Annotated in this window: 9 protein-coding genes; 2 read left to right on the forward strand and 7 right to left on the reverse strand. The window is 38.1% G+C overall.

The features are described 5' to 3' along the window. Both H4K33_RS07670 and H4K33_RS07675 read right to left on the reverse strand, forming a co-directional pair. Positions 1–826: type IX secretion system membrane protein PorP/SprF (locus H4K33_RS07670; protein WP_182647873.1), on the reverse strand; the 826-nt coding region annotated here is incomplete at its 3' end. A gap of 60 nt (positions 827–886) precedes the next feature. Next, complete coding sequence (locus H4K33_RS07675) at positions 887–6,253, reverse strand: gliding motility-associated C-terminal domain-containing protein (protein WP_182647874.1); 5,367 nt, start codon at positions 6,251–6,253, stop codon at positions 887–889. 284 nt (positions 6,254–6,537) lie between these two features. Between H4K33_RS07675 and hflX the strand changes: the two genes are divergently transcribed. Next, positions 6,538–7,773 carry a GTPase HflX gene (gene hflX, locus H4K33_RS07680; RefSeq protein WP_182647875.1) on the forward strand — a complete coding sequence of 412 codons (1,236 nt, stop codon included), beginning with the start codon at positions 6,538–6,540 and terminating at the stop codon, positions 7,771–7,773. Between the two features lie 252 nt (positions 7,774–8,025). Further along, entirely contained in the window at positions 8,026–9,027 is a 1,002-nt protein-coding gene (gene asnA, locus H4K33_RS07685; RefSeq protein ID WP_182647876.1) for an aspartate--ammonia ligase, read from the forward strand. 51 nt (positions 9,028–9,078) lie between these two features. On the opposite strand, the gene H4K33_RS07690 is transcribed toward asnA, so the two are convergent. From H4K33_RS07690 to H4K33_RS07710, 5 genes are read right to left on the reverse strand one after another with little or no spacing between them, the layout of a single operon-like run. Continuing rightward, on the reverse strand, positions 9,079–9,924 hold the full coding sequence (locus tag H4K33_RS07690; RefSeq protein WP_182647877.1) for a DUF3078 domain-containing protein: 846 nt from the start codon (positions 9,922–9,924) through the stop codon (positions 9,079–9,081). 56 nt (positions 9,925–9,980) lie between these two features. After that, positions 9,981–10,496 (reverse strand): DUF2480 family protein, encoded by a 516-nt coding sequence (locus H4K33_RS07695; RefSeq protein WP_182647878.1) that lies wholly within the window; start codon positions 10,494–10,496, stop codon positions 9,981–9,983. 1 nt (position 10,497) lies between these two features. Then, on the reverse strand, positions 10,498–10,818 hold the full coding sequence (locus tag H4K33_RS07700; protein WP_182647879.1) for an iron-sulfur cluster assembly protein: 321 nt from the start codon (positions 10,816–10,818) through the stop codon (positions 10,498–10,500). Positions 10,819–10,845: 27 nt separating this feature from the next. Then, on the reverse strand, positions 10,846–11,262 hold the full coding sequence (locus H4K33_RS07705; RefSeq protein ID WP_182647880.1) for a SufE family protein: 417 nt from the start codon (positions 11,260–11,262) through the stop codon (positions 10,846–10,848). A gap of 22 nt (positions 11,263–11,284) precedes the next feature. Further along, the gene (locus H4K33_RS07710; protein WP_182647881.1) at positions 11,285–12,499 is read right to left on the reverse strand and encodes an aminotransferase class V-fold PLP-dependent enzyme; all 1,215 of its coding nucleotides are present in this window, start codon (positions 12,497–12,499) and stop codon (positions 11,285–11,287) included. Positions 12,500–12,819 lie beyond the last annotated feature (320 nt).

Raw genomic sequence — 12,819 nt, forward strand, 5'->3', positions numbered from 1 at the left:
TAACGTAATCATATGCATAACCCACGCGCAATTGAGGAGTAACGCGGTAGTTGATCATTCCGCCAATAGCATCCTCTAAGCGGTAACTAAGCCCTGCCTCGATCTTGTTCTGATACATCACATTAACGTTCAAATCAAACGATACAGGTGAGTTCATCGCGTATTTAATCATCGTCGAGGGCTTTAATTTCCAGTCCTGATCTAAATCAAATACATAACCCCCATTCAAGTACATGTGTATCTCGCGTTGTCCAAAGTCTTTTCCGTCGTAATTCAAGTAGTATTCCTTAATTAAATTCGGTACTCCCAAACCAACGTAGTATTTATCCGTATAGTAGTACGCTCCAATTCCCGCATTAAAAAGCGTCGACTTGCTATCTGCACCAAATGCAGGGTCAGCGGGATCTAAGGTATACCCATTTCCTACTTTAGAAAACAAATCGGCACTGTGAAACGTTGCACCGGCTTTTACCCCTAACGCTAATTTATGCACGCCGCCTAACTCCAAAGTATATGAAAAATCTCCGTAGATATTGTTCTCCGTTACTGGACCAATGCGGTCATTGATAAAAGACAACCCAACTCCAACTTTCTTACCCACGCGACTGTTGATAAAAAACGTTCCCGTTTGTGGAGCGCCATCAAAGCCTGCCCATTGTTTGCGGTACAAAGCTCCCATGGATACAGCGTCTTTGGATCCAGCATACGCAGGATTGACAACACTCATGTTGTACATGTATTGGGTGTATTGAGGATTTTGTTGGGCTTGTGTATCTAAACTACTAAGCACGCTCAATAGTCCTAATGTTAAATATATTTTTCTCATATACGTTATACTTGTTTATTGAGAATCAACTGTGTGTTGCCACACAGTTGATTGCTACTATTAATAATTAAGTTGTACCCAACCTGTTCTGACTTTTCCGTTAGAAACAACTACATAATAATATGTTCCTACTGGGAGCAATTTATCAGAATTGTTCTGTCCAAACCATTCCTTCTTATACCCTAATCCGTGTGAGTAAACCTCAACACCGTTACGGTTAAAGATTTGAATCTTCGAAATTCCGTGATTACTCAAATCAAAAGTATCGTTTATTCCATCGCCATTTGGTGAAATACCCTTCGGAATTGGACAATCTATATAATCGACTGTAAAACTGTGTTCAGCATCACAGAACACCTTACTTGTACCATTAACTGCATAAACATAAATCTTTCTTGGTTCAAGGATTCGCTCTCCTGGCATCAGCTCTTCTCCTTGAGCATTAGGGGCTGTAAAATAGCGATTATTTTCCGACAAAGCAGGTAATACATATACCTCACACTCCATGACAACATCTTGAATTTTGTCCACCTCTGCAGCAGCATAAACCGTAATATCGACTGGAGCATCCCATTTACATCCCTGACTACCTGTTCGTTGTACATATAAAACGCTATCTCCAATTACGTCATAAACATCGCCTCCTTTATACATTGTTCCCTGTCCGTTTGGTTGACTATAATAAACTTCACCTTCTAATAGGTTAGGCAACACAACGCTTTCACAGCCCTCTTGTTTTCCTAACTTTGTAGGTTGAACAGGAGCCACGCGAATTGCTTTAAAGCTCACTGTTTTACTACACTTGGTTGTGAGGTTTGTCACTTTTACGTATACAAGAAGTTCTCCTGTCACTTCCACGATATCAAGTACAGGCGTTTTAAATTCTGGGTCTGCAAAGTACTCTACGGTATACTTATCCATACTTCCTTCTCCCAAATCAGCAAAAACAAGCGCTTTATTCTCTGAAATATCAATCAACACCTTACCTTCATCTTCAAAACTTCCACAGGTATAAACATTTGGTAAAGAGGCTACATCAAAGTCTTCTTTCAAGAAATTGAACTCACGCTCAATAACAAGATTATTATCCCCACAAGTTTCATACACTGCTCTAGCAACATAGTTTACCGATTCTGTAATAACAACATCAATTTCACTTTCTGTTGAATACTCTTCTCCGTTTTTATACCATTTAAAATCTACAGAAGTGTCACCGTCAGGCATAAAACGCCAAGCCTCATTTGAAGCATTCCATGCCCCCGTATTGCGTTCTGGAGGGGCAATTCCCACTGTACCATCCTCATTTTGGATTCCTATTAGCCCTTTTCCACTGTTCATCGAACTACAGTATTTTCTATTTTTCACATAGACTTCAATAATATTGGTTCCTTCATACAGCACAATTTGAGTTGTTGTTGTTGAGCCTTCAATATCGTTTTCATCGAATCCACAACTAAACATTCCCATGTGGTACATATTAAATACCAAAGCACGACATGGAGCAGCCCCTAAAATTTGATAGTTCACAGAATAATCATCTGGCGAATCAGAAGGATCCGCATCTTGCATGATTCCGTGAATAGCAGCCATAAATGGAGCATTATCAGCCGTAGATGGATAAGGTACTGGTTGATTTACACTGTATGCGCTATATGATCCGGGTTCAACCCTTCCTCCTTCAACTTCTCCTTCAATACTAAACGTAATGGCACCATTCGTTGAAATCAAGATTTTATCATAGTTTATTCCATAGAAACAGAAATTAAAACCAAGGTCAATAACATCAGACCATTCGTCATCTTGTGTTAGGTCAATGGCATCTCCACCAAAGAATGGGAAAGGAGGATCATAAGGAATTGATTCTACGGTATATCTATCCGTCTTTTTAATATCAAAATAATTGGCCACTAAAGTCTGATTTACAGGACCATCTTGGCAAATCAAATAGTCAAATTTTTCATTTTTCGGCCACTCTACTGGGCCTTCATCGATATCTGCACACATTGGAGGCAAGAAATTCGAATATTGAATTGGTCCATACCACACACCTAAACTCTCGTCATCGCCTTCTCCACAAATTGGGCGAACATAGTATTCAAAATATTCACCTTGTGGAACATTCTCGATAATATATTCTGGCGTTCCTTCAACAATGACACCTGTAGTTGCCAAATAATCGGGACGACCTGCTCCCTGTTGTTGTGTAATCACCTGCCAACGAGTTTCAGTTCCCTTAGGCGTCCATGATAATATAAAGTCGTCTGTACGGCGGATAAGTTCTGCCGTAGCATCCGTCACCGCAGGACAACTTGAATAGTCAATATTTATATTATCTATTGCTGCTGGTGGTTGTACTCCTTTCTCATAATCGTTCTTCCACTCCAATACAATTCGAATCACTTGACCTTGATTAGCGCGAACATCAATAGCAGCACCTTCTCTTTTGAAGCGGTCTGAATCGCCATAAAACGGCATTCCTACTAAAACGTTCTCATCGTTCAACGTCAGTGCTGATCCTCGAGATGGGAAAGTTGTTACGGGAACTTTTACAATTCGGAAAAAGTCAACCCCTTTACCTCTCTTAATCTCTCCCATATTTTTCCAATCATACGTTAAGAGCAATTCCTCAGCATCATCTGGAACTAAGATATCGCGATAAGCATGCGCGACCGAGTATGCTCCTGTATCATAGGTGTGTGTTCTTCCTCCATCTTGAGATACGATCATAGACATCGTCCCTCCATTATTTACAACTCCACTAACAATCCAAGAATTAGAAGCTCTATTCACTGTCCATTCGCTATGATTTTCTTCAAAACCATCGATATACGGAACTTCTCCAGGTACTTGTGATGTTAATACTTTGATTGGACCAACCCAATAACTCTTACTTGAAGTAGAACAAACAGAACGAATCCAAAAATAATATCCGGTATTTGATCTCAAATTGGGAATTGTAAATGGACTCGCAGTTGTAGTATGTGTAACCACTGTTGTATTTGTCGGAATTGTCGGTTGTTCTGATACGTAAATATCATAACTTGTAGCTCCTGGAACTGTATTCCAACTCACTTGAGCTGTTGTCTGTGCAGTGTTACCAACTCTAAAGTTTGTTGGACTAGCACATGTTTTAACAGTGATGTTCAAATTATCTATCGCAGCAGGTGGCTGTGTTCCACCAGAATTATCGTTTTTCCATTCGATGATAATACGTCTTCTTTGTCCTTGTACTGCTGCAACATTTCCAACGGCTGATCCCGCTCTAAATACGTTGTTTCCATAGTAATCCACACCTAACTTTACACCGTTAGCTGTAGTTGTATTTACTCCTATACTAGGAAAATAAGAAACTGGAGTCATCCAAACTCTGAAATTATCTGTTCCTGTTCGGGCACCAGCTCCTGAACCCACGTTGTCATAGTCATTCGCTGGATCACTTCCTTCTCCCATTCCTATCCAATCAAAACGCACTTCAATCTCAGTTGCGTCATCTGGAATGATAATATCTTTATAAACATGAGAAACTTGGGCTGTTCCTATTGAATATTTATTTGATACCCCTTCATCATTACTAATATATAAGCTTTTTGTTCCTCCATTATGAACAGCGGTACCGATGAACCAAAGATTTTTTTCTCCATTTTCAAAACCAAAGGTAGGATTATTCTCAAATTCTTCACTATATGGTAATGCAACAGGAACTAATCCAGTTTTAACCTTCAATGGTCTTTTAGACCATTCACTTCGATCTCCACTTGTACAGATTGTTCGCATAAATACATAATAGTATGTATTCTCGTCTAATCCAGTTATTTCAGCTGTTATAACATCTTGATCAAAAGCTCCTGTGATAACAGTATCCTCTGTTGGAGGAGTTGGATCTGTTGTTAAATAATACTCTGATCCATTATTCGTTGAACCAGTTAAAAAATTCCATCCCAACGTAAAAGAAGACTCCGTAACATTGGTTCCATTTAAGGCAAGTGGCATATAACACTCCGGACTCTCTATGGTTGCTAATTGCAATTGAGGTACGTATTTATACACATTAGAAGCTGATCCTGAAGTAGCAATAACAGGACTTAATGCACTATCTGTATATTTCAAAATTCCTCTATTTTCTGTAGTGGCAAAGGTTCTAAACTTAGCACCCGAACTATAACTAGGACTATCTTCAAATACTGCTAAGACCAAATTGCTTACTCCATCCCATACAAAAGGTTCATCTAATTGAATCTCTATCCAACGTCCAGCAGGTAAACTTAAATCAACCTCTCCTGAAAAAACTTGTCCTAAGCTTTCATGTGCTACCCAAGAAGAAGCTGTAGTACTTGCAAAATTAGCTTGGGTCGAATTCCCCATAAAGACAGTCCAACTGTTGTACGTTTCTGGATCAGATCCTCCGTCTGCATAATACAATCTTATTTTGTCTACCAAACGACGATCTCCGACAGCAGCGGCTACCTCTTCAGTTGTGTAAATCATCTGAGAATAATTCGATCCATAAAAAGTATAAATAGGTAGGTAATCATTCGTTGTTGTACCTGAACCGATAGCCCCCGCTAGACCTGTTCGAACAGCTATAGCACTTGAAAAAGAAGTTGTTTCCGTTGCACAAATTGGGCGAACATACAAGGAATAAGCAGTATCCTCGGTTAAACCCGTTACTGCAATAGGCATCGTACTTAAATCAGTAACCGTTGCTGAAGCAGCTAATCCTGTTGCTCCAGAACCTGCAGCACCTGATGAACGCACTTCATACTCTAGGCTCTGCATGGCAGTTGCATAAGGTACCGTAAAATTAAACCTAGTTGCTCCTATGGTTTCAATCACTGCACTTGCTGGGGGGCAAGTAGCTTCTGCACCAAACGATAATTTAATGTTTGGCCTTGTAGTTGCCGCATCTAAATTAACCGTTGGAGGGGCATAATCTGTACGAGCGAAAAAGTGCATATTCTCGGCAGTTGTCGCATGAACTCCATACGAGGAACCACCGCCACCACCACCATAATTCGTCTCTACTAAAACGAGTAGATTTTTCGCTCCACCAGTATAATTAAAAGAAGGAAAAATAGTTTGACTAACAAAACCAGTACTGCTTGGATTAAAAACACCATCATACACTAGCGTCGCTCCAGTGATAAAAGTATCCCAATTAGCAGCAATAAGCGTACTTGATTCGACCTCTTTTAAAAATATCCGAATTGGTCTTGCTTCCTCTAAGTAGCTAACATTCCATGCCAAGCTATTGATAAATCCTGTCTGATTGATCTCCGCTGCTGTATATAAAGCAGCAGAACGTTCAAAACCATACGAAGCTCCGAAGGGATATCGCTCTCGTGAGGTTCCTTGTCCTATCGTTACATCTTGTCCATACATCCAAGAGATGCTAAACAAGAAAACAAATAGCATTGTAATTCTTTTCATACATTATAAGTTTTGGGTTCATTAGGACCAAATATATGCTATTTATTATATTAAATTTAACAGAAAATCTTGATTATTGAATTAATCTACTAAATAACCCTCTTTTTGAGTATAAATTCATTTTATACTCAATAAAAATTAACTATTTATTACGTATAAAACAAGGTGATTTTACTAATATTCACAAATTTATATCTCTAAATAGAGAAAAAATCAAACAATTAAACAACTAAACCCTTAAGCCATATTTTTTTACTAATTTTGTTACCATAGACAATATATATATGATTGAAAGAGAAGAAATAAATTTTGAAAGATCTGTCATTGTAGGGATTATCAATAGAGATCAAGATGAAGCGAAATTAAATGAGTACTTGGATGAGCTTGAGTTTTTAACGATAACCGCAGGTGGGGAGGTCCACAAGCGTTTTAGTCAAAAGCTTGATCAGCCTAATCCAAAGACCTTTTTGGGAACAGGAAAGATGGAGGAAATCAAATATTATATTGTCGAACACGACATTCACACCGTAATATTTGACGATGAATTGTCACCTGCACAACAAAAGAACATTTCGCGTCTATTAGACTGTAAGGTTCTAGACCGCACGAATTTGATTTTAGATATTTTTGCACAACGCGCTCAAACTTCTTATGCGAGAACACAAGTTGAATTAGCTCAATTCCAATATTTACTTCCGCGCTTGGCGGGGATGTGGACGCACTTGGAAAGACAGCGTGGGGGAATTGGAATGCGTGGTCCTGGGGAGACAGAGATCGAGACGGATAGACGAATTGTTCGCGATCGCATCACCTTGTTGCGCGAAAAACTAAAGGTGATTGACAAGCAAATGGCTTCTCAACGCAGCAACCGTGGAGCTATGGTTCGAGTGGCTCTTGTAGGGTATACCAACGTAGGTAAATCAACCTTAATGAATGCTATCGGAAAAAGTGAGGTCTTTGTTGAAAATAAGTTGTTTGCCACTTTAGACACAACCGTTCGAAAAATTGTCATTGGCAATTTGCCGTTTCTTCTTTCGGATACAGTTGGTTTTATACGCAAGTTACCTACGCAACTGGTAGAGTCGTTCAAGAGTACCTTAGACGAAGTACGCGAGGCAGATTTACTCTTACACGTTGTTGATATTTCACACCATGATTTTGAAGATCACATTGCTTCTGTCAACGAAATTCTGAAAGACATCAAAAGTGATGACAAACCGACCATTATGGTGTTCAACAAAATTGACGCTTATCATCCAGAAGTAATTGCTGAAGACGATTTAATGACCGAACGCACTTCGCGTCATTATTCTATAGATGAGTGGAAAAAAACTTGGATGGGTAAAGTAGGTCCTGAAAATGCCATTTTCATCTCGGCAACGAATAAGGAAAACTTTGAAGAGTTCAGAAAAACAGTGTACGAAGCTGTTCGACAAATTCACATTACCAGATTTCCGTATAATAATTTCTTGTATCCAGATTTTGACCATTTGATTGAAAATGAAGAAGATAAAATTTAACTTTTATTTTAGACCGCAGCAAAGATAAAATTTAGTACTTTTATTCTTCCGTTAAACAAACGCCAATTCGTTATGCTTATCACACACGTAGTAAATAATAATTTCTCTTCTAATTTGAATTGCATCTGCACTTCGAAGGGGAATTTCTATGGATCAAGGATAAGCTAATTATTATATTATTTATTCAACGTTTCAAGGCTCCTCATTCGAGGGGCCTTTTTTTATTTATAACCTTTAATACCCAGTACAATTATGCCTAAAAAAGAAATTTTACAGACTGAAAAATCAATTGCTCTAATTAAACAAACCTTTGCTTCTAAGTTGAGTGCAAACTTAAACTTGTATCCTATTTCATCTCCCATGCTCGTAAATGAAGGTACTGGGATAAACGACGACTTAAATGGTGTAGAAAAAGCGGTGTCATTTCCTGTAAAATTCTTATCAAATAATGCTGTAATTGTACATTCACTAGCCAAGTGGAAGAGAATTCGCTTACAAGAGCTTGAACTGTCTTTATATGAGGGAATTTTAACAGACATGCGTGCCATACGTGCAGATGAAGATTACAGTCCTATTCACTCCATCTACGTGGACCAATGGGATTGGGAACTGAGAATAGCCTCACACAACCGTTGTTTGAGCTATTTAAAGGCGATTGTACGCAATATTTATCTTTCGATAAAGGAAACGGAAGCACACCTTTGGCAAGAGCTAAATATAGCGCCAATACTGCCTCCTACCATTTCGTTTATACACGCTGAACAATTGTTACAGCTGTATCCAACACTGACGCCAAAAGAAAGAGAACAAGCCATCACTAAAGAACATCAAGCTGTATTTTTAATTGGCGTCGGACATCCCTTGTCTGATGGATTACCGCATGATAGTCGTGCTTCAGACTATGACGATTGGAGCACAGCTACAGAAGATGGATACAAAGGTTTAAATGGGGATTTACTTGTTTGGCATCCTGTTTTGGAACAAGCGATAGAATTGAGTTCCATGGGCATACGCGTAGACAAAACAACCCTAAAACATCAGTTGGAAATGACACAAACAACAAGTCGAACAAACTTACTATACCATCAACTCGTTCTCAACGAACAAGTTCCGTTGAGTATTGGTGGGGGCATTGGTCAGTCACGGTTGTGTATGTTTCTCTTGAGAAAGAAGCACATTGGCGAAGTACAGGCTAGTTTATGGCCGGATCAAGCGAGAAGAAAGGCTGAACAAGAAGGAATAAGTTTTCTATAATAAAAAAAGATCGAGCAAATGCTCGATCTTTTTTTATATAGTAGTTGTTGATTAGAATGTGTAGTTAACTCCTAAACCAACCATTTCTCTGATTTGGAAACCTGAAAACGCTTTATCGTCATACAACGCTTGGAAAGTTACGTTAGTAGATAAATACTTATTCACTTTCAACACAACGTTTAATTGGTAATCCAATACTACGTTTTGTGGTTTGTCTAAATAGTTAGAGTACAAGTTTAAGATATTCTCAATAGAAACATTTTCCATTGGGTTAAATTTGTAGTAACCATTAACAGCCATCCCCAGTTGGTATTCCATTGTTTTACCTTGTTCAACCCCAAAAGCACTACCAAATTCAGTAAAATGCTTATGAACCATGATAAAACGAGAAGTTGCAGGTGCGATGTTTACTTTTAAGTTATCATCGTGTTTCCACAACAAACCAGGTCCTATTTGCAAGTAAGCAGGAGACATAAAGTGTGTATTTTTGTTCCCGTCTTTATCCCATCCAGAATCCATCTGTGTTTTAAAGTTCATGAACAAAGAGTAATACCACTTGTTTGTCATTTGCTTACCAAGTAAAGAGGTAATTTCTAAACGGTCATCCGTTTTCTTTTCTTTTTCCCCTTTTAGCTTTGTTAAACCATAACTAACTTGAAACTTGTTATCCCAAGTCCAGTCGTCTTTTTTGTAATTGATATCATAGTTCAAATTCACATTCCCAGCAAGGTTATTATCCCCTCCTGCTTGCCAATTTGAAAAACTAGATTGATTTGCGATAAGTGCAAAATTCCCTTTTGAAGTCCAGTTTTTTTGAACTTCTGTACCTTCAGCTTCCTGAGCTTGTGCAGAATACAACATAAACACAGCAGCAATGCTAAGCAAAATTTTTCTCATAATACTGTTATTTTAACACGAAAATAACAATAAATGCCGGGAAAGACAAAAAAAATCTATTTTTTTGTTAAACGTTTAAATACAGGAACTGCAGAACATGCTTCACCAAACATCACAGATCGCGCCGTATTCATCATTAACTGAGTCGATAAGACATAAGCTTCCTCTGGAATCTCCTTTTTCGAACAGCCTTTAATAATTACGGGTAAATCTTGATATTGGCTAAAATCGTGCGCAAATAGCAATTCTTGATAAATTGATTTTTCCAAATGGTGTTTGTCACCTAAAAACACGCGTTTTGCCACAGGTTGTAAATAGCTCGTAAGCAACATATAAGCCCATCCGGGAAGAATAGCATCACTAGAACAAAAAAGTCCTACATAAGCATCTTGATAGATGCTCCAATCTACCTCTTTCAAAGCAGCTCTAAACTCTTTTTCTCTTAGTACGAAGCCTTCGTATAGCCACTGAGTAATGTCAATTTCCATTCTTGGATTCGTTGGATACATATCCTCTAAATCAAAGACTTTCAATGCACTATTGGCAACTTTATTTACAATTTCCCCTTCCATATTACAGTAATCCTAGCTCTAATTGTGCTTCTTCACTCATTAAATCTTTAGACCAAGCGGGTTCAAAAGTCAATTCGATTTCCACATTGTTCACGTTGTCTATTGATTTTACTTTTTCTTCTACTTCCATTGGCAAAGTTTCCGCCACTGGACAGTTAGGTGAAGTCAACGTCATTAAGATTTTAACATCATATGTTTCGTTGACAAATACATCGTAAATCAATCCCAATTCATAGATATCAACTGGAATCTCTGGATCGTAAATTGTTTTTAAAACTTTAACAATATTCTCCCCTAATTGTTGTACGTCTATTTCTTTCATACTTAAACTCTTTCTATTAATTAAAAACTACTTGGCTTGAAAGGCCAAAGCGTACATGCGAATTTGTTTGATCATGGACACTAATCCGTTCGCACGTGTAGGTGATAAATGTTCTTTCAACCCTATTTCATCAATAAAGGTTAAATCAGCCTCTAGAATATCAGCTGGTTTTTGATTGGAAAAAACACGGATTAAAATAGCGATGATTCCCTTGGTCAAAATGGCATCACTATTTGCTGTAAATGTAACTTTACCATCGACATTTTCAGCGTGCAACCACACTTGAGATTGGCAACCTTTGATTAAGTTTTCTTCTACTTGATACTTTGCATCAATGAGGGGTAATGATTTTCCCAATTCGATGATATACTCGTAGCGTTGCATCCAATCCTCAAACATAGAGAACTCATCGATAATCTCTTCTTGTGTTTCTCTTATAGTCATATTCTTCTAATTTCTAGTTGTATTATGAAAGCATTTGTTGTGCTTTTTTAACTGCTTCCACTAAAATATCGATTTCTTCTTTCGTGTTGTAAAAGCTAAAAGAAGCTCGAATGGTACCTGGAATTCCGAAAAAATCCATAATTGGTTGTGTACAGTGATGTCCTGTTCGAACTGCAACACCTAACTTATCAACGATTACACCAACATCGTAAGGGTGTAGTCCTTCGATATTAAAGGAAATAACAGCTGTTTTCTGTTTTGCGGTTCCCACAATACGCAATCCTTCAATCTCCAATAGGCGTTTCGTTCCATAAACTAAAAGCTCGTGTTCATAAGTTTCAATAGCATCAAAGCCTAAACCATTAAGGTAATCTAAGGCATATCCCAAGACAATTCCACCTGCAATATTCGGTGTTCCTGCTTCAAATTTATGAGGCAAGCACGCATAAGTTGTCTTTTCAAAGGTTACGGTTTTGATCATTTCTCCACCTCCTTGGTAAGGGGGTAATTTATTTAACCACGCTTCTTTTCCATATAAAACTCCGGTCCCTGTTGGTCCGCATACTTTGTGTCCGGAGAATACGTAAAAATCACAATCTAAATCTTGTACATCCGGTTTGATGTGTGGTGTAGCTTGAGCACCATCTATTAAAACTGCCGCTCCAACTGCGTGAGCTTTAGCAATCATTTCTTTGATTGGATTAATCGTTCCTAGTGCGTTTGAGATGTGCGATACCGCCATAACTTTTGTGTTATTCGATAGCAACGCCTCAAATTCTTCCATGATTAATTCTCCTTGTTGGTTCATGGGAATTACCTTAAGGGTAGCTCCTGAACGCTCACAAGCAAACTGCCAAGGCACAATGTTAGAATGGTGTTCTAAAGCAGAAATTAACACTTCGTCACCAGGTTGTAATAAAGCACCAAAACCACTAGCCACTAAATTAATTCCAAACGTAGTTCCCGAGGTGAAGATGATTTCACGATCCTCTTTTGCATTGAGGTGATGCTGTATTTTCTTTCTCGATTCTTCATATGCATCCGTCGCTAATTGACTTAATGTATGCACACCGCGATGAATATTTGCATTGATTGTATCGTAATATGTTTTGATCGCTTCTTCAACCACTTTGGGCTTTTGAGCTGTAGCAGCATTATCAAAATATACTAAGGGTTTCCCGTTTACCAGCTGTTTCAGGATCGGAAAATCTTCTCTAACTGCTTTTATATCTAACATAATCTGTCTTTTTTAATCAAAATTATAGGCAAAGATAGTGAATCCCATTGGTTTGCAGAAAACAATCTATTCGCAATACAATGCCCTATTCTTTAAAAAATAGCTGTATAAATTGCCAAAACACCTTATACCTTTTACTTCTAAAAGATCAAATTTAAAAACTCTATGACTAAATACCTTGCATCCAATACCTAAAGATTTTGTATTTAACTTTCTTTTTACTTTTGTCTTACTGTAAAACAAAAATGCGATTGGTTCATCTTCCAACAAAAAAAGGGCGGTTTCGCTTACAAACCGCCCTTTTTTATCCTTGATGAAGC

The sequence above is a fragment of the Myroides sp. WP-1 genome, assembly GCF_014145635.1.
Classification (GTDB): domain Bacteria; phylum Bacteroidota; class Bacteroidia; order Flavobacteriales; family Flavobacteriaceae; genus Flavobacterium.